Source organism: Nocardia sp. NPDC056952 (assembly GCF_042674185.1).
GTDB lineage: Bacteria > Actinomycetota > Actinomycetes > Mycobacteriales > Mycobacteriaceae > Nocardia.
The window spans coordinates 874,878-899,396 of the sequence record NZ_JBHURA010000001.1 but is presented as its reverse complement, the minus strand read 5'-3'; the positions used below and the strand labels follow the sequence as shown (position 1 = coordinate 899,396).

At 68.3% G+C, this 24,519-nt stretch carries 23 protein-coding genes; 11 read left to right on the top strand and 12 right to left on the bottom strand.

The features are described 5' to 3' along the window. Positions 1-40: 40 nt before the first annotated feature. On the bottom strand, positions 41-1,105 hold the full coding sequence (locus ACFTS5_RS03985; RefSeq protein ID WP_378627201.1) for a diacylglycerol kinase: 1,065 nt from the start codon (positions 1,103-1,105) through the stop codon (positions 41-43). Between the two features lie 25 nt (positions 1,106-1,130). Next, positions 1,131-1,919, bottom strand: a complete 789-nt coding sequence (locus ACFTS5_RS03980; RefSeq protein WP_378627200.1) for an SDR family oxidoreductase — start codon at positions 1,917-1,919, stop codon at positions 1,131-1,133. 122 nt (positions 1,920-2,041) lie between these two features. On the opposite strand from ACFTS5_RS03980, the gene ACFTS5_RS03975 reads away from it, so the two are divergent. Both ACFTS5_RS03975 and ACFTS5_RS03970 read left to right on the top strand, forming a co-directional pair. Beyond that, positions 2,042-2,689, top strand: coding sequence for a TetR family transcriptional regulator (locus ACFTS5_RS03975; protein WP_378627199.1), 648 nt, complete (start codon positions 2,042-2,044; stop codon positions 2,687-2,689). Positions 2,690-2,826: 137 nt separating this feature from the next. Beyond that, positions 2,827-3,846, top strand: coding sequence for an iron-siderophore ABC transporter substrate-binding protein (locus tag ACFTS5_RS03970; protein ID WP_378627198.1), 1,020 nt, complete (start codon positions 2,827-2,829; stop codon positions 3,844-3,846). Here the strand turns inward: ACFTS5_RS03970 and ACFTS5_RS03965 are convergent. Next, entirely contained in the window at positions 3,843-5,150 is a 1,308-nt protein-coding gene (locus tag ACFTS5_RS03965) for an MFS transporter (RefSeq protein ID WP_378627196.1), read from the bottom strand. The genes ACFTS5_RS03970 and ACFTS5_RS03965 overlap by 4 nt on opposite strands. A gap of 206 nt (positions 5,151-5,356) precedes the next feature. Between ACFTS5_RS03965 and ACFTS5_RS03960 the strand changes: the two genes are divergently transcribed. Together ACFTS5_RS03960 and ACFTS5_RS03955 are read left to right on the top strand one after the other, a co-directional pair. Beyond that, positions 5,357-5,779: a hypothetical protein gene (locus ACFTS5_RS03960; protein ID WP_378627194.1), complete on the top strand. Its 423-nt coding sequence runs from the start codon at positions 5,357-5,359 to the stop codon at positions 5,777-5,779. Between the two features lie 129 nt (positions 5,780-5,908). Further along, on the top strand, positions 5,909-6,829 hold the full coding sequence (locus tag ACFTS5_RS03955; protein ID WP_378627193.1) for a 3-methyladenine DNA glycosylase: 921 nt from the start codon (positions 5,909-5,911) through the stop codon (positions 6,827-6,829). Here ACFTS5_RS03955 and ACFTS5_RS03950 read toward each other — a convergent pair. Beyond that, complete coding sequence (locus ACFTS5_RS03950; RefSeq protein WP_378627192.1) at positions 6,826-8,568, bottom strand: BCCT family transporter; 1,743 nt, start codon at positions 8,566-8,568, stop codon at positions 6,826-6,828. The two genes, ACFTS5_RS03955 and ACFTS5_RS03950, sit on opposite strands and share 4 nt — an antisense overlap. Positions 8,569-8,798: 230 nt before the next feature. Between ACFTS5_RS03950 and ACFTS5_RS03945 the strand changes: the two genes are divergently transcribed. Both ACFTS5_RS03945 and ACFTS5_RS03940 read left to right on the top strand, forming a co-directional pair. Continuing rightward, the gene (locus ACFTS5_RS03945) at positions 8,799-10,448 is read left to right on the top strand and encodes an LVIVD repeat-containing protein (protein WP_378627191.1); all 1,650 of its coding nucleotides are present in this window, start codon (positions 8,799-8,801) and stop codon (positions 10,446-10,448) included. Further along, positions 10,445-11,071 (top strand): DUF305 domain-containing protein, encoded by a 627-nt coding sequence (locus ACFTS5_RS03940; protein WP_378627189.1) that lies wholly within the window; start codon positions 10,445-10,447, stop codon positions 11,069-11,071. Before ACFTS5_RS03945 ends, ACFTS5_RS03940 begins: the two co-directional genes overlap by 4 nt. Before the next feature lie 25 nt (positions 11,072-11,096). On the opposite strand, the gene ACFTS5_RS03935 is transcribed toward ACFTS5_RS03940, so the two are convergent. The 4 genes from ACFTS5_RS03935 to ACFTS5_RS03920 form a co-directional block, all read right to left on the bottom strand. Continuing rightward, a complete protein-coding gene (locus ACFTS5_RS03935; RefSeq protein WP_378627188.1) occupies positions 11,097-11,951 on the bottom strand; it encodes an isocitrate lyase/phosphoenolpyruvate mutase family protein in 855 nt (284 codons plus the stop codon). Positions 11,952-12,077: 126 nt separating this feature from the next. Continuing rightward, the gene (locus ACFTS5_RS03930; RefSeq protein WP_378627186.1) at positions 12,078-12,734 is read right to left on the bottom strand and encodes a GntR family transcriptional regulator; all 657 of its coding nucleotides are present in this window, start codon (positions 12,732-12,734) and stop codon (positions 12,078-12,080) included. Then, positions 12,721-13,452 carry a maleate cis-trans isomerase gene (locus tag ACFTS5_RS03925; protein WP_378628324.1) on the bottom strand — a complete coding sequence of 244 codons (732 nt, stop codon included), beginning with the start codon at positions 13,450-13,452 and terminating at the stop codon, positions 12,721-12,723. The genes ACFTS5_RS03930 and ACFTS5_RS03925 overlap by 14 nt, the downstream gene beginning before the upstream one ends. A 65-nt stretch (positions 13,453-13,517) precedes the next feature. Next, positions 13,518-14,258, bottom strand: a complete 741-nt coding sequence (locus ACFTS5_RS03920; protein WP_378627184.1) for an Asp/Glu/hydantoin racemase — start codon at positions 14,256-14,258, stop codon at positions 13,518-13,520. A gap of 86 nt (positions 14,259-14,344) precedes the next feature. Here ACFTS5_RS03920 and ACFTS5_RS03915 point away from each other — a divergent pair, with 86 nt between their 5' ends. Together ACFTS5_RS03915 and ACFTS5_RS03910 are read left to right on the top strand one after the other, a co-directional pair. Beyond that, positions 14,345-15,310, top strand: a complete 966-nt coding sequence (locus tag ACFTS5_RS03915) for a D-2-hydroxyacid dehydrogenase (RefSeq protein WP_378627183.1) — start codon at positions 14,345-14,347, stop codon at positions 15,308-15,310. 12 nt (positions 15,311-15,322) lie between these two features. Beyond that, positions 15,323-16,717, top strand: a complete 1,395-nt coding sequence (locus ACFTS5_RS03910) for an amidase (RefSeq protein WP_378627181.1) — start codon at positions 15,323-15,325, stop codon at positions 16,715-16,717. 67 nt (positions 16,718-16,784) lie between these two features. On the opposite strand, the gene ACFTS5_RS03905 is transcribed toward ACFTS5_RS03910, so the two are convergent. Then, the gene (locus ACFTS5_RS03905) at positions 16,785-17,279 is read right to left on the bottom strand and encodes a DUF3830 family protein (RefSeq protein WP_358072207.1); all 495 of its coding nucleotides are present in this window, start codon (positions 17,277-17,279) and stop codon (positions 16,785-16,787) included. Between the two features lie 94 nt (positions 17,280-17,373). After that, on the bottom strand, positions 17,374-18,615 hold the full coding sequence (locus tag ACFTS5_RS03900) for an aspartate aminotransferase family protein (protein ID WP_378627179.1): 1,242 nt from the start codon (positions 18,613-18,615) through the stop codon (positions 17,374-17,376). Between the two features lie 106 nt (positions 18,616-18,721). Between ACFTS5_RS03900 and ACFTS5_RS03895 the strand changes: the two genes are divergently transcribed. The 3 genes from ACFTS5_RS03895 to ACFTS5_RS03885 all read left to right on the top strand — a co-directional run bounded on the left by ACFTS5_RS03895 (position 18,722) and on the right by ACFTS5_RS03885 (position 22,733). Beyond that, entirely contained in the window at positions 18,722-20,215 is a 1,494-nt protein-coding gene (locus ACFTS5_RS03895; protein ID WP_378627177.1) for an NAD-dependent succinate-semialdehyde dehydrogenase, read from the top strand. A 9-nt stretch (positions 20,216-20,224) separates the two neighbouring features. Next, positions 20,225-21,298 (top strand): tartrate dehydrogenase, encoded by a 1,074-nt coding sequence (locus ACFTS5_RS03890; protein ID WP_378627176.1) that lies wholly within the window; start codon positions 20,225-20,227, stop codon positions 21,296-21,298. A gap of 226 nt (positions 21,299-21,524) precedes the next feature. Then, positions 21,525-22,733, top strand: coding sequence for a molybdopterin-binding protein (locus ACFTS5_RS03885; RefSeq protein ID WP_378627175.1), 1,209 nt, complete (start codon positions 21,525-21,527; stop codon positions 22,731-22,733). A gap of 72 nt (positions 22,734-22,805) precedes the next feature. On the opposite strand, the gene ACFTS5_RS03880 is transcribed toward ACFTS5_RS03885, so the two are convergent. Together ACFTS5_RS03880 and ACFTS5_RS03875 are read right to left on the bottom strand one after the other, a co-directional pair. Further along, entirely contained in the window at positions 22,806-24,047 is a 1,242-nt protein-coding gene (locus ACFTS5_RS03880) for an SPFH domain-containing protein (RefSeq protein ID WP_378627173.1), read from the bottom strand. Positions 24,048-24,049: 2 nt separating this feature from the next. Then, the gene (locus tag ACFTS5_RS03875) at positions 24,050-24,481 is read right to left on the bottom strand and encodes an NfeD family protein (protein WP_378627172.1); all 432 of its coding nucleotides are present in this window, start codon (positions 24,479-24,481) and stop codon (positions 24,050-24,052) included. Between the last annotated feature and the right edge of the window lie 38 nt (positions 24,482-24,519).

Genomic DNA, 24,519 nt, shown 5'->3' with positions numbered 1-24,519 from the left:
AGATTTTCGGCACCAGTCGAGTCGCGGAACAACGGGCCGTTCAGGACACCAGTCCACGGCCGGTGGTGAGGGGCAGATCGGTGGCGGTCAGCAGGCCGGGATGGGCCTCGACCACGGCCGAGACGGCACTGACCAGGCGGGCGGCGGTGCCGACCACACCGGCGAGAGCGTGGTCACCGTCGCTGGTGAGCTGAAGGTCGAGCCGGTAGTCCGGCTCGCCCTGGATTTCGACGCGGTAGCCACCCTTTCCCGTCGGCTGTGGCCAATCGGGAGCCAGGTCGGGGTGCAGGCGGGTGACGTGTTCGAGGGTCAGCACCTCGCGGCCGGCGCGGATGCCGTGGACTTGGAAGCGCAGCGCGGCGGCCGTACCCGCGGCGATGGTGCGGTCGCCGACAGTCAGCTCACCGGTGGCCGGTAGCCGTTCGAAATGTTGCGTGACGGAATCGAGTTCGATATCGAGCGCGGCGGCGAGCTGCCGGATGACGCTGCCCCAGGCAAGGGTGAGGACGCCGGGTTGCAGCAGCATGGTCAGGGCGTCGAGGTCACTGCCGAATCCCATGATGTCGAAGACGACCTTGGGATTGTCGTAGGTGGAATAGTCCATGATCTCCGAGCAGATGATCCGGTCGATCCGTTCGGAGCCACTGGAGAGCAGCAGCGGCAGCCAGTCGTTGGCCCAGCCCGGGTCGATACCGTTGACCCACAGGGACGCACCGCCTTCCTCGGCGGCCGCGACGATCGGGGCGATCGCCTCGTCGGGCAGGGTGCCGTACGGGTATTGCAGGAAGACCGGGCTGCTCGAGACCACATTGATGCCGGCGCGCAGGAACCGTTTCAGGTCCTCGACCGATTCCATCAGCCGGTCGTCGGCCATGGCGGTGTGCACGATGCAGTCGGGTTTCATGGCCACCAGGGCGTCGGCATCGGTGGTGGCGGTGATGCCGGTGACGACGGACAGCCCGGCGAGCTCGCCCGCGTCCTTCCCGGCTTTGGCCGCGCTCGATACCCACACGCCGACGAGTTCCAGTTCGGGCCGGGCGATGATGGAACGCAGTGCTCGCGCACCGACGTTTCCGGTGCTCCATTGGATTACACGGTAGGTCATGTCAGATCCTTTGCGCGGGAGTGGATCACAGGTCGGGCAGGCCGAGTTCGAAATTGGGGCTTTCGATGCCGCCGTCGACCTCGAGAATCTTGCCGGTGACGTAGCCGCCCGCACGGGAACTGAGGTAGACGATGGCCGCCGCGATTTCCCAGGGCTCGCCGAGCCGACCCAGCGGGGTCGCGGCTTCCATCGCGGCCTTGATCTCGGGTTGACCGGCAACGACATCCAACGCGGAGGTGAGTACCGACCCGACCGCGATGGCATTGACGCGGATGCGGGGCGACAGGTCGGTGGCGGCCAGCCGGGTCCAGTGCGCGAGAGCGGCTTTGGCGGTGCCGTAGGCGAGGAAACCACGGCCCGCGGTGCGGCCCATCATCGAGGAGATGCTGACCACCGAGGCGTTGTCCGACTCCAGCAGGTGCGGCACCGCGGCCTGGGTGAGCGCGTGCGCGGTGGACACATTGAAGCGGAAAGCCTCCTCCAGGAACTCCGGGGAGGTGGTCATGAAGGTATTGGGCATGGTGCCGCCGACATTGTTGACCACGATGTCGATGCGGCCCAGTTCGGCGGCGGCGGTGTCGGCGAAGGCCTTCACCGCGGCCAGGTCGGACAGATCCGCCGTAACGGTCACGGCACGGCGGCCCAGGGCGCGGATCTTCCCGGCGACCTCGTCGAGCTGTTCGGTGGTGCGGGCGGCGATGGCGACGTCGGCACCGGCTTCGGCGAGCGCGAGCGCGGTGGCCGCGCCTATACCGCGGCCCGCTCCGGTGACGATGGCAACGCGACCGTCGAGCCGGAAGGCATCCAGGATCATGGCGCAAGTTCCTCTCCGAATATCGCCGCATGTGTCTGCGGTCACACGCAGTTTTAAGAACGATTGCTTAACTGTCAAGGATCAGTTCTCATTCTTGCCGGGGAACGGCTACTGTGCGGACTGTGGCAGGGACAGCAGCGCGGGAACGCATCATCGTCGCGGCGGAGCGTCTGATCGCCGAGCACGGACGGTCGGTGCCGCTGCGCGATATCGCCGCTGCCGCAGGTCAGCGAAACAATTCAGCGATCCAGTATCACTTCGGATCCCGCGACGGGCTCATCGAAGCAGTGGTCGAGTTCCGGCTGGCGACGTTGGAGGTGCGGCGACTGGAACTGCTCGCCGAACAAGCGGGCTCGAATCGGCCCCCCGGTGTGCACGGGCTACTCGAAGCCCTGGTGGTGCCCATGTTCGAACTCGGCGAACGGCACGGAATCCGCCACTACGCGCGATTTCTCGAACAGATCCACCCGCACCCGGCGGTCTCCGACGCGGCCAACCTCGACAGCGCGGGCCGCACGTCGGTGCGCGTCATCATGCAGGGCCTGGACCGACAGCTCGCCACCCTGCCACCCCGGCTGCGGGTGCGCCGGTTGCGAGCACTGACCACCATGGTCTTCGCGCTCGTCGCCGACAACGAACGCGCGGCGGAGGCGGGTGCGGCGCGGGCCACCGACGCGCGAGCACGGGAAGAGATCATCGACATGCTCGCCGGCGCACTGACCGCCCCCGTGACCACCCGTGCCGCACTGTCACACGACGCCATGCCCTGATCGATTTAATGCGCGATACCGCGTGCCGGTGGGATGAAGCGGCCGAGTTCGTTTTTGTCCGTTGATCCTCGTAGAGACCGAGTGCCCATTATTAGGGTAGCCTTGCCTTGATTTGGACGGTGCTCGAAAGGAACCTCGTGGATTACGTCATCTCCCGGCGGCAGGCACTCAAACTGTCGCTCGTCGTCGTCTCCGGCCTCGCGACAGCATGTTCGGCGGACGCCACGATCGGTGCAGACGGCGCACATCCCGCTGTCACACCGGAAGCGGGGGCCTATCCCGTGACCATCAGCCATCGCCACGGCGCGACCACGATCCACCGCGCCCCGACACGCATCGCGGTCATCGGCATCGGCGACGCCGACGTACTACTTGCCTTGGGCGTGATCCCGGCTCTTGTACCCGTGTGGCGAGGCTCCACCGACGACGGCATCGGAGCCTGGGCCGAATCCGCTCTCGGTGCCAGGCAGGTGCCCGCGCTCTCCGAAGCCACCACGGATTTCAGTGTGGAAGCGGTGGCGGCGGTACGCCCGGACCTGATTCTGGCCGTGAACAATGCCATTGACGCTACCGTGTACCAGCAGCTCAGTGCCATCGCACCCACCGTGCTGCGCGCAGCCGAACACCGGGATTGGGTATTGCCCTGGGATGAAGTGACCACCCGCATCGGCCAGGCCGTCGGATTACCTGGCCGCGCACAAGAATTGGTGACCGATGTCCGGAATCGTCTGGCCGGCGCCAGGGCCGCCCACCCCGAATTCGCCGGACGCACGGCCACATTGGTGATCCGGTGGCCGTCCGGGCAGTTCCGGGTTTTCGCACCGGAGTCGGCGCGGTTCCAGATTCTGTCCGCGCTCGGCTTCGTCCCGCCGCCCGCATTGTCCGGCGCCTTCGCCAACGGCCTCTACCAGGAACTGTCGACCGAACTGCTGGAGCGCATCGACGCCGATGTGATCGTGGTCGACAACTGGGACCGAGACCGCGAGCGCATCGAATCGAATCCGTTGTTTCCCACGCTCGCGGCGGTGCGCGAAGGCCGGGTGGTCAAACTGGACGCCATCACCAGCGATGCCATCTCGATGCCGAACCCGTTGACGATTCCCTTCGCGCTCGATGAACTCGTCGACCGGCTTCGTGCGATCGAGCTGCCGAACTAGCCGCTCGCGCCCTCCGGAGGCGGCGCGATCGCGCGTCGGCGGCGGGACAGCGCCGCCAGTGTGACCGCAGACCCCCCCGCGATACACACCGCGGCTACCAACCACACCATCGCCCGACCCCACGGTGTCGCACCGATCGCGGCGTAAGCCGATCCGGCGGCGGCTGAGGCCAAGACGCAGAGCACTCCACCCAGCGAGTTCATCGCGCCGAAATGTGCGCTCAAGTAGCTCTCCCGGGCGGTCGCGGCCACCGCGTCACGTAGTGCCGGAACGAGCAGCATCTGACCGGCATTGAGCAGAACCAGCCAGCCGAGCACTCCCATGAACACCCATAGCTGAGTGACCGGAACTATCGAGGGAACGACGAAGCCGCCGCCCATGATCAGGAACCCCCAGGTCAACGCTCGGCGATTTCCGATGCGGGCGATAATCTGCAGCATCGGGATCTGTCCGCCCAGTACCACCAGCGCCGCCACCACGTAGGCCCACCCGACGAACCGATCAGCGCCGACTGCGGCCAATTCCATCGGCAGCATCAGATACACCAAGCTCACAGCCGCCAGCTGGATCGCCCACAATCCGGCATAGGCCAGGAACTCGCCATTGCGGGCCACCACACGCAATACCCCGACGATCGACACCACGTCGATATCACGGCGCGGCGGTTCCGGGAACCAGCGCAGGAACAGCATTCCGATCACCGCGAACAGAGCCGCGGCGATACCGGCGGTCCACGCGAACGGCACTGTCAGCAGCAACGCACCCAGTATCGGCCCCATGACCATTCCGACGCGACCGGCCATCTGCTCGAGTCCGAACACCTCGGCGCGCGGCAGTACCCCGGCGTCCTCCAACTGGCGACCGTACGCCGCATTCGCGCCCTCGACCGCGGGCGCGAACAGGGCGGCCGCCGCACCGACCAGCAGCACGCCGGTGATCACCGTCGCCAAGGAGTCCGCCACAGCGAGTACGCCGAAACCAGTGACCCGCACCGCGATTCCACTCAGGGCCATACGCCGATACCCCAGGCGTTCCGCCAGCGCCCCACCGAGAAAGAACAGTCCCTGCTGTGCCAACATCCGCAATCCGAGCACGGTGCCGATCACTCCCGCCGCCAACCCGAGATCGTCGGCCAAATGGACCGCGAGAAAGGGCACGACCAGGTAGAAGCCGATGTTGAACCCAACGATCGACACGAGAATCAAACGGATCGGAACGGGAAGGGCCGAGACCGTGCGCGTGAGCCCTCGCTTGCGGCCGACGCGGTCCGATCGAGGGCCCACCAGGGCCGAAGACGAAGACACCCCCGCAACACTATCTCCCAGGCGAGGGCGACCACCGCCTTGTCGACGCCACCGTCGCCAACCCCGCCGGCCGCTGCCCGAACATAGGGTCAAGCCCTGGGTTTTCGGGGTACCGGCCCCGCGAAAACTGTGGAACGCTACCGCTTCACGCGGTTCCCGAGCGAGCGCCGGGGCCGACCACACCGATACGAAGGACCACCGAATCCATGCGAATCGCAGGACTGACCGCCGTCGCGGCGGGCGCACTGATCCTCCCGGCCACCCTGGCTCCCGCGGCCTCGGCGGAGGTGGAGGACATCACGATCTACGCCTGGGGTAACAGCGAAGTACCCGTCGCCTGCGACTATGTGGGTGCCAACTGCAGCGTTATGGCCCGGATGTTCGGCTCCGACTACGCACTGCCCGCCACCGTGACGATCAACGGCCGTGAGCTGAGTTCGCCCGAGCGCCTGGACTATCCGGACCGGGAGCGCAGCGCGATCCGCGGCACCTGGCGCCCGCCGGCCAAGGGCACATACACGATCGTGGCCACTCAGGGCTCCTCCACCAAGACCCTTGTCATCGAGATCACCGGAGACCCCCAGCTCGGCAGTGGCTCGGCTGGACTGTTGCCCAGCGGTTCCAGCTGAGACGAGCTGCACCGACGTAGGCAACATCGGACGTCGATCATCAGGCTCCTCCGTCCAGCCCGACCAGCCACCCAGAGTCTGGATTCGGGGTGAATCCACCGCGCAGAATCGGTGCGGGAGAATGTTCAGGTGAGCACGTACGGCGACCTGGACCACGCTCTCGACCTGCGGGTATTGCCTGCGGTCGAGTGGCGGACCGCCGCGCGCGCACACTGTGATCGGCTCGATCGGCTGGTCGGTCCTTATCTCGAGCGCCGTGCGGCGGGGACCACGCATCCGGTCGTGGATTTCTTGTTCACCTACTACGGCAACAAGCCGTCGCAGCTACGCCGATGGCATCCAGGGTTCGGGGTCGGGCTGCGCGCGGCGGGAGAATATCGGGGCGCGCGCGGGTACTACGAGCGACCGGGCGAGCCGGGGGTGTTCACCGCCGACCCGGCCTATCTGGCCAAGCGGCGCGACACGATCTCCTTCGTGTCCGGACTGCTCACCGCGACAGCACGACGTCCGGCGCACTTGTCGTGTTTCGGGCTGCACGAATGGGCGATGGTCTATCGCACTGACTACGTGCGGCATCAGCAGGTTCCGCTGCGTCTGGGACACGCGGGGACGGACGCGGTGGTGGAGTCGATGTCGTTGCGGTGCACGCACTTCGACGCGTTCCGGTTCTTCACCCCGGAGGCGGTGGGGCGCAATGCCGAACCGCTCACTCGCGCGGACCAGGTGCAGCGGGAGCAGCCGGGCTGTCTGCACGCGAATATGGATCTCTACAAGTGGGGTTTCAAGCTCGCACCCCTGATCTCCTCGGACCTGCTGCTCGATTGCTTCGAACTCGCCTGCACCGCACGGGAACTCGACATGCGGGCCAGCCCCTACGATCTGTCGGGCTTCGGCTACGAGCCGGTGCGCATCGAAACACCGGCCGGACGAGCGGAGTACGTCCGATCCCAGGCGGCGATCGCCGAATCCGCGGACGCACTGCGGGATCGCCTGCGACTGACCTGCGCCGAATTGTCGTCGGCGCAGGCCAGGATCGACGCCGCGGACTAGCCGCGTTCGGTACCGGCGACGGGGGGATCGTCGGCGACTTCGACCTTGTCCGGCGAGGCCTCGGTGACGAGAGCGAAGTCACCCTCGTGCAGTTCGGTGCCCTGGTCGACGGCGACCTCGACCAGTTCGATGCCGCGATCCATGCGCAGGATCAGCGGGTCGTCGCGCAGGTCCTTGTACAGCGACACGCACATCGCCACCATCACCACCAGGAACGGCAGCGACACCACGGTGGTCAACGCCTGGAGGCCGGTCAGAGCGCCGCCGAGATTGTCGGAATCGGCGATCACCAGCATGATCGCGGCGACCGCGCCGGTGGCCGCGCCCCAGAAGATGACGACCCACTTCGACGGTTCGATGCTGCCGCGTTCGGACAGGGTGCCCATCACGATGGAGGCCGCGTCGGCACCGGAGACGAAGAAGATCGCGACGAGGATCATCACGACCACCGTGGTCACCGAGGTGATCGGGTACTGGTCCAGCAGGTGGAACAGCGCGAAGTTCGAGTCGACCGAGCCGTCCGGTTCGGTGAGGTCGCCGTGTTCGGCCTGTTCGGCGATGCCCGCACCACCGAAGATCGCGAACCACAGCAGACTCACCACGCTCGGCACCAGCAGCACGCCGGTGACGAACTGACGGATGGTGCGGCCACGGCTGATCCGCGCGATGAACATACCGACGAACGGCGTCCACGAGATCCACCAGGCCCAGTAGAAGATGGTCCAGCTCGACAGCCACGTCTGCATCGCGTCGTCACCGGCGCCGGTGCGCGAGGCCATGGTCGGCAGGCCCTCGATGTAGTCACCGATCGAGGTGGGCAGGATATTGAGGACGAACAGCGTGGGGCCCGCGATGAACACGAACGCCGCGATCGCAAGGGCCAGCACCATATTGATGTTGGACAGCCACTGGATGCCGCGTTCGACGCCCGAGACCGCCGACAGCACGAAGGCCACGGACAGGCCCGCGATGATCGCCACCAGACCGATCTTTCCGATGCCGTCGATCCAGCCGTTGAACTCCATGCCCGCGCCGATCTGCAGGGCGCCGAGGCCGAGGGAGGCCGCCGAGCCGAACAGGGTCGCGAAGATCGCCATCATGTCGATCGCCCGGCCGCCGATGCCGTCGGCGTGCCGGCCCAGCAGCGGGCGGAACACCGAGGAGATCAACTGCGAGCGGCCTTTTCGGAATGTGCCGTAGGCGATGGCCAGGCCCGCGACGGCGTAGATCGCCCACGGGTGCAGTGTCCAGTGGAACAGCGTGGTGGCCATGGCGACCTCCGCCGCGGCCGGCGAGCCCGGCTCGGCGGTGTGCGGCGGGGGGTTCACGAAGTGCGACAACGGTTCCGCCACACCCCAGAACATCAGGCCGATGCCCATGCCGGCGCTGAACATCATCGCGATCCACGACACGGTGCGGAATTCGGGTTTCTCGTCGTCGGCGCCCAGCGGGATCCGGCCGTAGCGGCTGATCGCCAGCCAGATCACGAACACCACGAACGCGGTGGCGGTGAGCACGAACAACCAGCCGGTATTGGTGATGACCCACTTCTGAGCGGTGCTCGCCGCGGAGGCGAGGCTCTCGTCGTCGAGGACACCCCAGGCGACGAAGGCGAGTGCGCCGATCGCGGTGGCGCAGAAGATGAGCAGATCCAGCCTCGGCTTGCCCGGCGACCCACCGGCTACCGATCCGCCCGGCGGCGGTGCGGTACCGGAACTTCCTACGACATCGTTCGACATGGGTCCGAGTCCTCTCCGATCGCGGAAACTCCCCGCCTTTTCAGACGCGCTGGTCGTGCAGAGCAACCGTACAGCGTATGGGTGGCGACCCGAGGTAAGCGCGAGCCCCGCCCCACACCCTGTTCCCCGAAACACCCTTCGGCAACCATTCGACCGGCTTACTATTCGTGATGCGGCACAACTGTCTGAGCCAGTTGTGTTGGCCGCATCATTGATTCGGGAGGGCAACGATGCCATCACGTCCGCACACCGACACACGACCCGAGGCCGGGCCCGCGATTCCGCCGGGCGATTCCGGTGCGGCACCGCCGAACAGCCGACGACATTCGCTGGTGCGGATTGTGGCGGCGGCCGCGATCACCGCACTCGTGGCCGTCGGCCTGCCCTCCGGTGCGTCAGCCGATTTCGGCGCCGACCTGAGCGGCGCGGTGCAGGAATTCCTCGATCTGGGCCGAACGGCGGTGCCGCGGGCCGATTGCGGACCCGGATCGCTGCCGGAGACCGGATTGCAGGGCGACGTGCCCGCCGGTGACCGGGACAGCGGGCGCAGCACCCAGGGCTATCGCTGCAATATGTCGATGGTCGGGGGCTACGCCGGGCGCGGAGCGGGCATCACCTCCACCAGTTTCGAGCACTGCGCCTACATGGGCACGTTCTTCCCCGGCAACATGCTCAGCGAGCACCCCGGTGTCCAGGTCCTCGATGTCTCCGATCCGGCGAATCCGAGGCTGACCGCGACCCTCGCCGAACCCGCCATGCTGGCTGGCACCTGGGAGACGTTGAAGGTCAACACGGCTCGCAAACTGCTCGTCGGGACGGGTGTGCCGGTCGGCATCGGAGCCGGATACCTGTCGGTGTACGACATCTCCGATTGCGCGCATCCCCGGCTGCTCAATCCCGGGACCGGCTCGAATCTGCTGATGCCGCTACCGATCACGACACACGAGGGCGGGTTCTCCCCCGACGGGCGCACATACTGGGCGTCGGGCCTTGTCCCCGGTTTTCTCAGTGCGATCGACCTCGCCGATCCAGCGAATCCCCGGGTGATCTGGCAGGGGCTGACGGGGATCGAGGCACACGGGCTCGGGGTGAGCCCCGACGGAAACCGGCTCTACATCTCCGCCCTGGGCGGATTCACCGTGCTCGATGTGAGCGCGGTGCAACGCCGCGACCCGAATCCACATGTCCCCCATCTCGGCCGCACGTTCTGGACCGACGGCTGGGCCACCCAGCACAGCGTGCCCGTGACCTATGACGGTGTGCCCCATCTGTTCACGGTCGACGAGGGCGGTTCCGGTGGCGTGAAACTCATCGATGTGTCCGACGACAGCGCGCCCCGGATCACCGCCAAGATCAAACTCGAGATCAACCTGCCCGCCAATATCGACGCGGGCATCGGTTCCTCGATGGGCGGTTCGGCGTTCTCCTACGAATCGCACTACTGCACCGCCGACCGTCCCGACGATCCGACCGCCCTGGCCTGCGGCTGGATCTCCTCCGGTATCCGGGTGTTCGACGTCCGAGATCCCGGCGACATCCGCGAGATCGCCTACTTCAACCCGCCTGCCCGCACCGGACGCAATCTCGAGATCTGGAACTCGCCCCATGCCCTGGCCTCGATCATCGGCATTCCGGTGATGAGCGCCCCGGCGGCATTGCGGTCGATGGCCGAGGGGCTGTTCGATCCCGCGCAGGTGCTGACCGCGCGGGCCGGCGATATCGCGTTCGGCGACCTGTCCACGGACTGGTGCCTGTCCCCGCCGGAGTGGCGTGGCGATCAGCTGTATGTCACCTGTTCCGACAACGGGTTCATGGTGTTGCAGCTCGACAACGAGGTGTACACACCGCCCGCGAATCAGCAGTCCACGGTCGGGTCGTGACCGTGAACCGGGTGATCCGCGTGGCGTTCGCCGGGGCCGCCGTCCTCTTCCTGCTGGCACTCGGGGCGGCCCTGCGACCGCTCTTCGTCACCGAGACAGCCACGCCCGCACCGGTTCTCACCACGACGGAGCTGGGCTTCGTCCAGGACATGACCGCGCACCACCAGCAGGCGCTGATCCTCACCGAGCGCCTCGACCCGGCCGCGGATCCCACCGTGCGCAGGCTGGCCGACCAGATCGCCGACACTCAGCGCGTGGAGATCGGCACCCTGCTCGGCTGGACCCAGCTGGCGGGCGCCGCCCCCACGGCCGACGTCCCGATGACCTGGATGGCGGGAACCCACCACCACTCGACCGCCGCGCCGGCCACGATGCCCGGTATGGCCACCATCGCCGACCTCGACACCCTCGCGGTGGCCCGTGCGGCCGACGCCGAAACCTTGTTCCTGCAACTGATGTACCGCCATCACGCGGGCGGGGTCACGATGGCCCGCGCCGCCGACACCCTGCTCACCTCGGGTCCGGTGAAACAGGCCGCCCGCGCCATGGCCCAATCCCAAAGTCAGGAAATGGGGTACCTCGGCATGCTCCTCGACCTACGAGGTGCCCGGCCCACTTCCTGATGAGACCGACGAGCGAGCTCACCCGTCAGGTGCGGTCGGTGAAGTGGGCGTTGAGCGCCGTCTGGGTGAGTTGGGTGTCGCCGTAGGTGAAAGTGCCGTGCTCGGAGAGCTCGGTGGCCGCGTCGAGCAGGTGGCGGTAGAGCAGGCGGGCGATGCTGCCGCCCACGGTGACCCGGCGGACGCCGAGGTCGGCGAGTTCGGCCATCGACAAGCCGCCACCGGTCAGGCCCATGACGACGTTGAGCGGTCCGTCGATCGCCTCGACGAGCGTGGCGATCGTGGCGGCGTCGGCCGCCCCGGGGACGAAGGCGCAGTCCGCGCCCGCGGCGAGGTAGGAGTTGGCGCGGCGGATCGCCTCGTCGAGACCGGCGTCCACGAGCAGCGCGTCGGTACGGCCGACGAGCACGAACGGCTCACCGCTGGCGGCCACCGCCGCGCGTGCCGCCCGGACCCGGTCCACCGCGTGCACCTCGTCGAACAGCGGCGTGGTTCGGTCGCCGGTGAAGTCCTCGATGTTGCCGCCCGCCGCACCGGCGTCGATGGCGAGGGAGAGGGTGGTCGCCACATCCTGGGCGTCCGGCCCGTACCCCTCCTCGAGATCGGCGCTGACCGGCACCCGCACGGAGCTGGTGATCTCGTGGATCCGCCGCATCATCGTCGAACGATCCACGCGGCCGTGCTCACCGTGCTCGGTGAAGAAGTCGTGATCGGGTCGACCGAACGAGAAGGCGACCCCCGCGCTGGTGGTCGCGATGGCGGGAAATCCCACCGACTCCAGGATCCGCGCGCTCCCCGCATCCCAGGCATTCGGCAACAGGAAGCAGCCGTCGCGGTGCAGATCGACGAAAGCCTGTGCGCGTGTCCGCTGTTCGCTGTCCACGAGAGCTCCTGGTGGGAGTCGGGGTGTTCGTACGCGTCCATTCTGCCCGTCGCGCACCATCGCCTCGCACGTCACCCGCTCCCGGCTCAGCCACGACGGACCGACGTGACGACGGGGGCAACGAAGCTAGCGGTCGCGCAGGCGCCGCACCGCGTCGTCCATGTGTTCCACGAGCAGAGCGCGAGCACGCTCGGGTGAGCCGGCGCCGATCGCCTCGTGGAGTTCGACGTGTTCGCGGGCTTGTTCGCGCAGGTCGGGGTAGGTGGTTTGGAGGGCGCCCAGGCACATGCGGGTTTCGATGAGCAGGGTGCGGGCGGCGCGGACGAGGCGGGGGCTGTCGGCGGCGGTGACGAGCGCTTCGTGGAAGGCCTGGTCGGCATCGGAGACACCGGCGGCATCGCCGGCCTCGGCGGTGCGCCGCATGGCGGTGACGCTGGGTCGCAGTGCGGCGTAGGCGATGTCGCGGCGGCCGTCGAGGATGAGGTCGAGCGCACCGCCTTCCAGGGCGGTGCGGGCGCGGTAGATGTCGATGACGTCGTCGGTGGTGAGTTCGATGACGAAGATGCCGCGGTTGCGGATGCTGAACAGCAGGCCCTCTTGCACGAGGCGTTGCATGGCCTCGCGCACGGGTCCACGGGAGACGCCGAAACTGGTTGCCAGGTCGGCTTCCCCGAGTTGGGCGCCGGGCGCCAGCGCGCCGCGCATGATCGCCTCGCGCAGGCGGTCGGCGATCATCTCCGCGGTGGACTGCTGGTTGACCGGCTCGAAATCAATGATCGACATGGCGACTCCCCTCCGCGAACAACGCGCCCAGCTCGGGAGCGACCGCGGTGACCCCGGCCAGCCGCAGACCTTCCCAGATGGTGACCTGGTTCGCCGTCAGCACCGGCTTGCCGAGCGCGGCCTCGAGTTTCGGGAGCACCTCGAGAGTATGCATCGCCGTATCCGGGATGAGCAGTGCCTGGGCGTCGGGGTGGTCGTTGGTGACGGCCAGGGTCAGGACCTGGTCGGGAGTGAGGGTGCCGACCTCGGCGGCGGTTTCGATCCCGGCGCTCGACATCGACACCACTTCGATGCCCGCGTCGGCGAGGAAGTCGACGAACAACCGTGCCACCTCCTCGGGGTAGCTCGCGACCACAGCCACGCGCCGCACACCGAGCGCCCGCGCCGCTTCGACGAACGCGAAACTCGTGCTCGAGGCTGGCACTCCGGCCGCCTCGGCAAGGCTCTCGACCTGACCGCGCGCACCCTGTGGCCCGTAGACGAAACTGCCCGAGGTGCACGCCCAGACCACGGCGGCGGGGTCTTCGGCCGCGAGCAAGGAAGCGCCGTGGCTCAGCTTCTCCGGGCTGCCCAGATCGAGCAGTTCGGGGACGGCGTGCAGGTCGGTGCCGTAAATGTGGGCTACCGGCAACGCGGCGCCGAGCAGGGCCGCGGCGCGCGGGTAGTCGTCCTCGGCGGCGTGGTCGGGGTAGATGAATCCGATGGTGGGCGTGTGCATCTCGCTCCGTTCAGAAGTCATTGACCAGCCACTTTCCTGGGCAGAATGTCGCGTCCTCATTCGTTTTAGAAGACATTGACGAGCCACTTTCCTGGGCCCATCATCGGGAGTTTCATCCGGCCGAGGCAGGCCCACATGGTCAGTTGATTGGCGGTGAGGACGGGTTTGCCGAGTGCCTGTTCGAGTGGCTCGATCACGTCGTAGGTCGGCAGGTTGGTGCAGCTGACGAAGATCGCTTCCGAGCGGGGGTCGTCGGCGCCGAGTATCCGTTCGGCGATGGTGCGGTAGTTGACCTTCCAGATGCCGCCGCCGAGCCCGAGATGATCGGACTTGATCGTGGTGCAGCCCGCTTCGTCGAGGAACTCGTGCAGTTTGCCGGTGAGGATCTCGTCGTACGGGGTGATCACCGACATGCGGGTGATGTTGAGGTGCTTGATCGCTTCCACCAGGGCGCCGGAGGTGGTCACCGCGTCCGGTGCGCCGGCCAGGCAGATCGTTTCCCGCAGGGATCGTTCGTAGGCGAGCCCGTTGATGAAGCTGCCCGAAGTACACAGGTAGGCAACGACTTCCGGTTCCACGTGCAGCACGTCGTGAGTGGCCGCCGTGAGGTGCAGCGGGTTGGACACGAGTTCGGCCATCGCCAGGGAGACCGGCACCGGTTCATAGGGTGTGCGGGCCAGGTGCAGACTCACCTCCAGGGGCGCCCACCGCCACAGTTCCCGTTCGAGGGCGAGGTCGAACGGCGCGATCACGCCGATACCTCGTTGGGCTACCGGCCCGTCGATGTCCGGGAAGCTGAACTCCACTGCGGCCCCTCTCGCGCTCAGCCGGGCAGACCTCCGAACACGATCGGATTGTTGACAATCATACGATCTGATCGTACGGTGTCAATGTGGAAAACGGGCCGATTGTCACCGTCCTACATCGTGACAGCCTGCCCGAATCGGACCTCATGGCCCCCGTTGCCGAGCGCGCCGACGTGCGCTACACCGAGGCCGACGGGCTCGCCGATGCGCTACACGGCGCCGATGTGCTGTTCGTCTACGACTTCCAGACCCGCGCCGTTCCCGGTGCGTGGCCCAGCGCCGATCGCCTGCGCTGGCTGCACATGGGCGGCGTGGGCGTGGACCCGGTGATGTTCCCGGAGCTGCGCGCATCCGAGGTGGTGGTCACCAATACCCGCAATGTCTTCGATACGGCCATCGCCGAATATGTCCTCGGACAGATCATCTCGTTCGCCAAGGACCTGCCCGGCTCGATCCGGTTGCAGCAGCGGCACGAGTGGCGGCACCGGGAATCCGAACGCGTGGCCGGGACCACGGCACTGATCGTCGGGACCGGCTCGATCGGCCGCACCACCGCGCGATTGCTGCGCGCCGCGGGTATGACGGTGCGCGGGGTCGGGCGCCGCGCCCGCTCCGGTGACCCGGATTTCGGCACCATCAGCGACGACCTGCACGCCGAACTACCCGGCGCGGACTACGTGATCGCGATCGCGCCGCTCACCGCGCGGACCCGGCACATGTTCGATGCCGCCGCGTTCGCGGCCATGAAACCGCATGCCAGGTTTGTCAATGTCGGGCGCGGGGAATTAGTGGTTACCGACGATCTCGTCGCCGCGCTCGGCAACGGTTCGATCGCCGCGGCCGCACTGGACGTGGTGGATCCGGAACCGCTGCCCGCGGGTCATCCGCTCTGGGATCTACCGAACGTGGTGCTCACGCCACACAATTCGGGTGATTTCCACGGCTGGCGCACCGAGATCGTCCGCGCATTCACCGACAATTTCGGCAGGTGGGAAGCCGGACTGCCGCTGGACAACGTTGTCGACAAGACGCTCGGGTACGTGCCCGGCTGAAGGAGCCCCGCCATGACGCAGCCCGATCTCCCCACCGATCCCACCGTGCTGACGGCGGTTCAGTTGGTCTCGGCCTATGCGGCCGGGCAGCTCTCCCCCGTCGAAGCAGCGCAAGCCTGCCTGGACGCCATCGCGGCCCGCGACGGCGCTCTCAACGCGTTCTGCCTGGTCGATCCGGACCGGGCGCTGGTGCGGGCGAAGGACTCCGAGGCGCGCTGGCAGTCGGGCCATCCGCGCGGGTTACTCGACGGTGTGCCGATTTCCATCAAGGACATCTTCCTGACCGAAGGCTGGCCGACCCTGCGTGGTTCCACCTGTGTCGACGCGGGCGGGCCGTGGCTGGTGGACAGTCCGGTCGCCGCTCGGCTGCGCGAGGACGGGATGGTGTTCGTCGGCAAGACGACCACCCCGGAGATCGCCTGGAAGGGCGTCACCGACAGTCCGCTCACCGGCGTCACCCGCAATCCCGCCGATCCCGCGACGACCGCGGGCGGATCGTCCGGGGGCAGCGCGGCGGCGGTGGCGGGTGGGATGACGCCGGTGAGCGTGGGCACCGACGGAGGCGGCAGCATCCGTATTCCGGCCTCGTTCTGCGGGATCGTCGGCTTCAAACCGACACACGGGCGGGTGCCGCTGTACCCGGCCAGCCCGTTCGGGCCCCTCGCCCATGCCGGGCCGATGACGCGCACCGTCGAGGACGCGGCGCTGCTGATGGACATCCTCTCGCTGCCGGATCCGCGTGACCCGACCGCGCTGGCGCCCACCTTGACGACCTTCCGCAGTCAGATGCAGCGGGATGTGCGCGGGCTGTCGGTCGGCTACTCCGCCACGCTCGGGTACGCCCAGGTGGACCCGGAGGTGGCCGAGATCGTCGAGAGCGCGGTGCGGCGCCTGGCCGAGGCCGATCTGACCATCGATGCGGTCGATCCCGGATTCGCCGACCCACGCGAAGCCTTCGAAACCCTCTGGGCGGCGGGTGCGGCCACCATGCTGTCGAAGTTCCCGGCCGGCTCCCGCGCGAACGTGGATCCCGGCTTGGGCGCGGTCTGGGCTCGCGGCGAAGCTGTCAGCGCCGTGGACTATCTCGACGCCCGCCATGTCGCGGCGGAAGTCGGCATCACGATGGGCACCTTCCACACCGCCTACGACGTCCTGATCACCCCGACCATGCCGATCACCGCGTTCGAGGCCGGCCACGATGTGCCGCCGGGCAGCGGACTGCGCGGCTGGCCGGACTGGACCCCGTTCACCTACCCGTTCAACATGACGCAGCAGCCCGCCATCAGCATCCCGGTCGGCACGACTCGCACCGGAATGCCGGTGGGCTTGCAGATCGTCGGCCCCCGGCATTCCGACGACTTGATCCTCGCGGTAGCCCGGCACGCGGAGTTCGTGCTGAACTCCTGAAACGTGGAGGGCGTTCACCACTTTCGACGCCGCCGAGGGATTCGGCGGCGTCGCAGCGGTCGCTGTCTCACGCGCGGGCGAACGCCAATGTCTCGCCCTCGACACCGCGCAACCACAGCCCGTTGCAGGCTGCCGCCAAGTCCGCGAGGCCGTCCTCGATGGTGGCGAAGACGCTGCCGGGAACCCAGCCGAGGTCGCCGTTGATCAGGAGATTGTTGCGGCCGTAGAACAGGGCGAGGTCGGTGGCGCCCTGGGCGTGATGGGCGGCGGAGCCCGGTTCGTAGCCGTAGGCGGGGTTGCCGATTTCCCACGGTTCGAAGTCGAAGAGGCAGACGTCGCCGGGAATTGGTGTGACGGTGGGGTTTTCGCGATGCGGGGCCGCCGTGATGCGGGGCACCAGCGCGTAGACCTCGTTGCGGGCGTATTTGGCGTGGAAGGCGTCGCCCTCCTGCGGGAGCGCATCCCAGACGGCGGCACACGTGCGCGGAGCTTCGTCGTCGAGCAGGCGCGCGCGGCAGGTGACGCCGGCTTTGGTGAGGGTGATGCTCATGTAGCGGGCCATCGGCTCCTGCTTCCTGTGCGGTGCGGGATTCCGGGATTGCCCCGGTTGTGGTGCGAGTCCCCGCCCGGAACCCGAGCGGGGACGGCGTGGCGGACTACAGCTCGGCGAGGACTTCCGACCAGATCGCCAGGGCATCCTCGACCTGGGTTTCGGTGACGATCAGCGGCGGAATCATGCGCACGACGTTCATGTGCGCCCCGCAGGTGAGCAGCAGCAGCCCCTTCTCGACGGCGGCCTTCTGGGCGGCTGATGCGGTCGCGGTGTCGGGTTCGCCGGTCGGCGTGGTGAACTCGGCGCCGACGAGCAGACCGAGGCCACGGACGTCCCCGATCGCCTTCGTCGCGAGACTCTCGACGCCGGAGAGCAATTGCGCTCCACGGACGGCGGCGTTGTCGACGAGACCCTCGGCCTCGATCACCTCGAGTGTCGCGACCGCGGCGGCACAGGCCACCGCGTTGCCGCCGTAGGTCCCGCCCTGCGACCCCGGCCAGGCCTTGGCCATCAACTCCCGCGACGCCGCGATGCCCGACAGCGGGAATCCGCTGGCCAACCCCTTGGCGATGGTGATCACGTCGGGGCGGACGTCGAAGTGCTGGTGGCCGAAGAACTTTCCGGTCCGGCCGAAGCCGGTCTGGATCTCGTCGAAGACCAGCAGGATGCCGTGCCGGTCGGCGCGCTCACGCAGGCCCTGGAAGAACCGGGTGTTGCCGGGGATGTAGCCGCCCTCGCCGAGCACCGGTTCGACGATGAACGCGGCGGTCTCGGCGGGCGAGGTGAGGGTGGCGAGCAGGTAGTCGAGTTCACGCAGCGCGAAGTCGGTGGCTTCCGCTTCGCTCCACCCGTAGCGGAAGGCGGTCGGAAACGGGGCCACGTGCACCCCGGACATCAGCGGGCTGAACCCGGCCGAGAATCGGGTTCCCGAGGTTGTCATGGTCGCCGCGGCGACGGTGCGGCCGTGAAAACCGCCGTGGAAGACGATCACGTTCGGGCGCCCGGTGGCTTGGCGGACCAGCCGCAGCGCGGCCTCGACCGCCTCGCTGCCGGAATTGGCGAAGAACAGCGCGTCCAAGCCCTCGGGCAGCACAGCGCCGAGGCGCTCGGTGAGCTCGAGCAGCGGCCGGTGCAGCACCGTGGTGTATTGGCCGTGGATCAGGCTGGCGACCTGGGCCTGCGCCGCCGCGACCACGGTGGGGTGACAGTGCCCGGTGCTGGTGACGCCGATCCCGGCGGTGAAATCCAGGTACCGGCGACCGTCGGTGTCGTAGAGGTAGCAGCCAGCGCCGTGGTCGACGTGGACGGGCGTGGCCTGCTTCAGGACGGGAGACAGCTCGGTCATCAAGGACTCCCCAGATTGTCTATTGTCGGATTGTTGACAATATGCATAACATGGCGGCAGGGTTCACAGCAACGGTTGATCCACCGCGTCGGGAGGCAGGCACCGCATGGACGAGTCCGGGGGCAGCGCGCAGCTGCTCGACAACCTGAGCGCCGCCGAACGGGCTGCGGTCGACAGCGTTCCGCAGGGGTTGTTCATCGGGGGCCGATGGCGTGAGTCCGCCGCCACGCTGCCCGTCCTCGATCCCGCGACCGGTGCGCGGCTGTGCGCGGTGGCGGACGCGAGTCCGTCCGACGGACTCGACGCGCTGGCCGCGGCCGCCGCCGCCCAGGCGGCCTGGGCCGACACCCCGGCACGCACCCGCAGCGACATCCTCATGCGCGCGCACCACGCGCTCCTGGCCGACGCCGAACGCCTCGCCCTGGTCATGACGCTCGAGATGGGCAAGCCGCTCACCGAGGCGCGCGGCGAAATCGCCTACGCCGCCGAGTTCTTCCGCTGGTTCGCCGAGGAAGCCGTCCGCCTCGATGGCGGCTACATGCCCGCGCCGACGGGTGGATCCCGGTTTCTGGTGACGAAGCAGCCGGTGGGGCCGAGCCTGCTCATCACGCCGTGGAACTTCCCGATGGCGATGGGCGCCCGCAAGATCGCGCCCGCGCTGGCCGCCGGCTGCACCTGTGTGGTGAAGCCCGCTGAACAAACACCGCTGTCGATGCTGGCGCTCGCGGCGATCCTGGCCGAGGCGGGCGTGCCCGACGGTGTGGTCAATGTGGTGACCACCGCCGACCCCGGCGCGCTGATGACACCACTCATCGCCGATCCGCGTTCCCGGAAACTCTCCTTCACCGGGTCCACCGCCATCGGGAAACTCCTCCTGGAGCAGTGCGCCCGCACCGTGATGCGCGCCTCGATGGAACTCGGCGGCAACGCACCGCTGCTGGTGTTCGACGATGCCGATCTCGACGAAGCGGTCGAGGGCGCGCTCGCCGCCAAGATGCGCAATATCGGCCAGGCCTGTACGGCCGCGAACCGAATTCTGGTGCAGCGCGGCATCGCTGCGGAATTCGCCGAACGACTGGCCGCGCGGATGGCGGCACTGCCGATGGGCCGTGGCACCGAACCGGGCGTTGTCGTCGGGCCGCTCATCGACGCCGACGCCGTGGCCAAGGTGGAACACCTCGTGGCCGACGCCCGCCGGCGCGGCGCCGAGGTGCGGCTCGGTGGCACGGCGATCGACGGACCGGGCACCTTCTACCCGGCGACCGTGCTCACCGGCGTCCCCGACGACGCCGAGTTGTGCCACACCGAGATCTTCGGACCCGTCGCCGCGATCGGCACGTTCGACACCGAGGACGAGGCCATCACTCGCGCCAACGACACCCCGTACGGGCTGGTGGCGTACGTGTTCACCGAGAACCTGCGTCGCGGCCTGCGCGTCTGCGAAGCGCTGGACACGGGCATGGTCGGCCTGAACCAGGGCGTGGTCTCCAATCCGGCCGCGCCGTTCGGCGGGGTGAAGGAATCGGGGCTCGGGCGTGAGGGCGGCTTCACCGGGATCGACGAATTCCTCGAGACCAAATACATCGGCGTCAAGGTTTAGGGAGACAGCGTGCGCACATACCGGATCGCGACCATTCCGGGAGACGGAATCGGCGTCGACGTGACCGTCGAGGCGGTGAAGGTGCTCGACCGGGTCCTGCCGGGCATCAACTGGACCGAGTTCGACTGGTCCTGTGAGAACTATCTGCGGACCGGTGCGATGATGCCCGCCGACGGGCCCGAGCAGCTCGCCGGGTTCGACGCGATCCTGCTGGGCGCCGTCGGATTCCCCGGGGTGCCCGACCACATCTCGCTGTGGGGCCTGCTGATTCCGCTGCGGCGCGCCTTCGGCCAGTACGTCAACCTGCGGCCGGTACGGCTGCTGCCCGGCACGAAATCGGCGCTGCGCGACCGCACCGCCGAGGACCTCGACATTCTCATCGTGCGGGAGAACTCCGAAGGCGAGTACTCCGAGATCGGTGGCATCCACAACCCGGGCAGGCCGGACGAATTCGTGTTGCAGGAATCGGTGTTCACCCGCACCGGCTGCGAACGGATCATCCGCTATGCGTTCGACCGCGCCGCCGAACGCTCGGGCAAGCTCTGTTCGGCGACGAAATCCAACGGGCTCATCCACTCGATGCCCTACTGGGACAGTATTTTCGAGCGCGTGGCCGCCGAGTACCCGGCGGTGCGGACCCGGCAGATGCACGTCGACGCCCTCGCCGCCGAAATCGTGCTCCACCCCGATCGCCTGGACGTGATCGTGGGCTCGAACCTGTTCGGCGACATCCTCTCCGACCTCGCCGCGGCCGTCACCGGCGGACTCGGGCTCGCGCCCTCGGGCAACATCAACCCCGCGGCGGACGCGCCGTCGATGTTCGAGGCCGTGCACGGTAGCGCGCCCGACATCGCGGGCCTGGGTATCGCCGACCCCGTCGCCCAGATCCTCGCCGGTGCCATGCTGCTCTCCCACCTGGGCGAGCACACCGCTGCCGCTGCCGTCGATCGCGCGGTCTGCGATGTGCTCGCCGCGGGTACGGTCCGCACTCCGGACCTGGGCGGCACCGCCACCACCGCCGAGCTGGGCACCGCCATCGCCGACCGCGCCGCCGAGCTGGCGAACGCCCTCACCGGAGCGTGAACCGAACCCGCCGGCTCCTCCCCCGCCGCTGACCGCCCGGACGTCGGAACACGCAGCCCGCAGACCTGCGGGTCACCCGCTCGTGACGCCGAACTGCGCACCGAGCGGCATGCGCGCGCGTGAGCACAACGTCATCGCGAGGCAACTGCCCAGAAAATCGCAGGCAATCGGTGGTGCGCACGATGAGTCCCAGTATCGGTGACGGGTCCTCGGAAGGCGGAACGTGGTGACGAGCGCACGGGTGGGCGTAGTTCCGGCGGTGCAATGTGGGCTGGGGCTGGTGCGCGCGCGAATAGCCGCCGAGCTCGAGCCGATCGCGGTGCGTGAGCGACCCGTGGCCGAGGCCGTGGGGGCGACCCTGGCTGTCGCCCTCGCCGCGGGCACTCCCCTGCCACGGGTGGACAGCGCCGCCATGGACGGTTACGCGGTGGCCGGCCCCGGACCGTGGTGGCGGCTGCACCAGCAGGTCAGCTACGCCGGGCGCGGCTGCTCGGTGGTGCTGGCACCCGGCGAGGCGGTACGGATCGCGACCGGTGCGGCGACCCCCCTGGGCACCACCGCAACCCTGCGCGACGAACACATCGTGACCACGAGCGTGTCCGGCAAACCGGTGGTGATGCGCGCGCCCGGCGCACCGGTGCGCGACGACACCCGCCGCCAGGGCGAACACTGGAGCAGCGGAACGGAATTGGCTCGCGCCGGCGCCCGCGTCTCACCGGCACTCGCTTCGGCGGCACTCAGCGCCGAAGCCGAAACCGTCACCGTGCGTGGACCTCTGCGCGCCGACGTGGTGATGACCGGTGACGAGATCCGCGCTGTCGGCCCGCTCGGCCCGGGCGAAACCCGCGACTCCCTCGGCCCGGTCATGCCGGAGTTCTTGCGCTGCTGCGATATCGAGAGCACCGGCCTGTGGCACCTGGCCGACAGCCGCGACCTGCTGCGCTCCTGGCTCACCCTGAAATCCCACGCCGACCTGGTCGTCATGGTCGGTGCCACCGGTCGCGGCGCCGCCGACCACCTGCGCACCCTGCTCGCCGACCTCGGCGCCCGCATCATCGTCGAACGGATAGCGATCCGCCCCGGCGGCTCCACCCTGGTCGCCCAGCTCCCCGACGGCCGGGTCCTGCTCGGCCTGCCCGGCAACCCCTTCGCCGCCGTCGCGGCCCTCTTGGCCGTCGGCCCGGCCATCGTCGACGCCCTCACGCTGCGCACGCCCGGCCCCACCATGTGGGGCCGCCTCTCCGACGCCGGAGTCATGGAAGGCGAAGCCACCCGGATAGTCGGCGTCCAGCAACACCCCGGCGGTGTCTGGCGCAGCACAGGCCCCGCGCACACCCCTCACCTGGCCGGTCTCATCGCCTGCCAAGCCCTGGCCATCCTTCCCCCCGGCACCGGCCGAGGCTCCCTCGTGGAACTCCTTCCCCTTCCCCACTGACCCGATAGCGTTGCCGCACAACAGAAACGGCCCCGGCGTGGAAGTCCGCACCGGGGCCGTACTCTGCTCGGATCAGCCGTGTTGCGGCGGCTGCCAGGGGCGACCGTAGGGGTCGTCCGGACGCGGGGCGGGGTGTTCCGCCGGGGCGATCGGAGGTGGGGTCGGGAGCTCCGGGTCGCCCTTGGCCACTGAGGTCTTCGGCCGGGGTACGGGGGAATCGAAACCTTCGACGGGGGTGCGGGCGGTGGCTTCCGCGGCGCGGACCGCTTCGGCGATCTTGGGGTCCGAGGCGGTTTCGAACCAGTCGGCCACGTCGGTGTCGTCTTCGATCTTCACCGGGGCTTCGTCGGCGGACGGTTCGTAGCGGAAGACGCCGTCCTCGCCCTTGGTGGCGAAGTTCTGGGCGAAGCCTTCGAGCGCCTTGCCGAAATCGCTGGGGACCAGCCACACCTTGTTCGCATCGCCCTTGGCCACCATCGGCAGGGTCTGCATGTACTGGTAGGCGAGCAGTTCCGGAGTCGGCTTGCCGTTCTTGATGGCGGCGAACACCTTCTCGATCGCCTTCGCCTGCCCCTGGGCCTGCAGGTAGGAGGCGGCGCGTTCACCCTGGGCGCGCAGGATGCGGCTCTGGCGTTCACCCTCGGCCGACAGGATCGAGGACTGCTTGCCGCCCTCGGCGGTCAGGATCGCCGCCTGCTTGGCGCCCTCGGCGGTCTTGATCTGCGCTTCGCGGTTACCTTCGGCGGTGAGGATCGTCGCGCGCTTCTCGCGATCGGCCTTCATCTGCTTCTCCATCGATTCCTGGATCGACGGCGGCGGATCGATGGACTTGAGCTCCACGCGGGCCACCCGAAGGCCCCAGCGGCCGGTGGCCTCGTCGAGCACACCGCGCAACTGGTTGTTGATCTGATCGCGCGAGGTCAGCGTCTCTTCCAGGGTCATGCCACCGACCACATTGCGCAGCGTGGTGACGGTGAGCTGCTCGACCGCGGCGATGTAGTTGCTGATCTCGTAGACCGCGGCCTGCGGGCTGGTGACCTGGAAATACACCACCGAGTCGATCTGCAGGGTGAGGTTGTCCTGGGTGATCACCGGCTGCGGCGGGAACGACACGACCCGCTCGCGCAGGTCCACCTTCGCCCGGACACGATCGGCGAACGGGACGAGGAACGTCAGCTGACCGGACACGGTGCGCGAATAACGCCCGAGCCGTTCGATCACCGCCGCCTCGGCCTGCGGGACGAGGGCGATCGATTTGAACACCACCACCACGACCAACAGGACGAGGACGGCGGCCACGATCAAGGCAACCATTGCTAGGGACCCTTCCAGACGACGGCGGTCGCGCCATCGATCTTCATCACATAGACAGTCACACCGGCTTCGTACACTTCACTCGGGTCGAGCGGACGCGCGGTCCAGACCTCGCCACCGAGCTTGACCTGACCCGAATACTCCGCGACCTGCTCGAGCACCAGCGCCGACTTCCCCGGCAGCGCATCGGCATTCGTCGGCGTGGGCGGCGGGGTACCGAACTTGCGGCGCAGCAGCGGGCGCACCCCGAGGAACAGCACACCGGCCATCGCGGCGAACACCAGCGCGTCGCCCCACACCGGTAGGTCGGTGGCGGCGCTGACGCCCGCCGTGCCGAGTGCGGCCACGCCCAGCGTGAGCAGCATGAGATCCCCGGTGAGCATTTCCGCCGCCGCGAGAACGATGCCCGCGATCAGCCAGACTATTGCGGCCACCCTGCCAGCCTAGCCCCGATGACCGGTTTGCGGGCGGG

Bases quoted from the DNA above. Each gene is read 5' to 3' on its own strand.
- ACFTS5_RS03930 (WP_378627186.1), bottom strand. From the start codon at position 12,734: ATGTCGATCATTGATTTCGAGCCGGTCAACCAGCAGTCCACCGCGGAG.
- ACFTS5_RS03960 (WP_378627194.1), top strand. From the start codon at position 5,357: ATGCGAATCGCAGGACTGACCGCCGTCGCGGCGGGCGCACTGATCCTC.
- ACFTS5_RS03895 (WP_378627177.1), top strand. From the start codon at position 18,722: ATGGACGAGTCCGGGGGCAGCGCGCAGCTGCTCGACAACCTGAGCGCC.
- ACFTS5_RS03985 (WP_378627201.1), bottom strand. From the start codon at position 1,105: ATGACCTACCGTGTAATCCAATGGAGCACCGGAAACGTCGGTGCGCGA.
- ACFTS5_RS03945 (WP_378627191.1), top strand. From the start codon at position 8,799: ATGCCATCACGTCCGCACACCGACACACGACCCGAGGCCGGGCCCGCG.
- ACFTS5_RS03910 (WP_378627181.1), top strand. From the start codon at position 15,323: ATGACGCAGCCCGATCTCCCCACCGATCCCACCGTGCTGACGGCGGTT.
- ACFTS5_RS03880 (WP_378627173.1), bottom strand. From the start codon at position 24,047: ATGGTTGCCTTGATCGTGGCCGCCGTCCTCGTCCTGTTGGTCGTGGTG.
- ACFTS5_RS03950 (WP_378627192.1), bottom strand. From the start codon at position 8,568: ATGTCGAACGATGTCGTAGGAAGTTCCGGTACCGCACCGCCGCCGGGC.
- ACFTS5_RS03980 (WP_378627200.1), bottom strand. From the start codon at position 1,919: ATGATCCTGGATGCCTTCCGGCTCGACGGTCGCGTTGCCATCGTCACC.
- ACFTS5_RS03905 (WP_358072207.1), bottom strand. From the start codon at position 17,279: ATGGCCCGCTACATGAGCATCACCCTCACCAAAGCCGGCGTCACCTGC.
- ACFTS5_RS03900 (WP_378627179.1), bottom strand. From the start codon at position 18,615: ATGACCGAGCTGTCTCCCGTCCTGAAGCAGGCCACGCCCGTCCACGTC.
- ACFTS5_RS03925 (WP_378628324.1), bottom strand. From the start codon at position 13,452: ATGCACACGCCCACCATCGGATTCATCTACCCCGACCACGCCGCCGAG.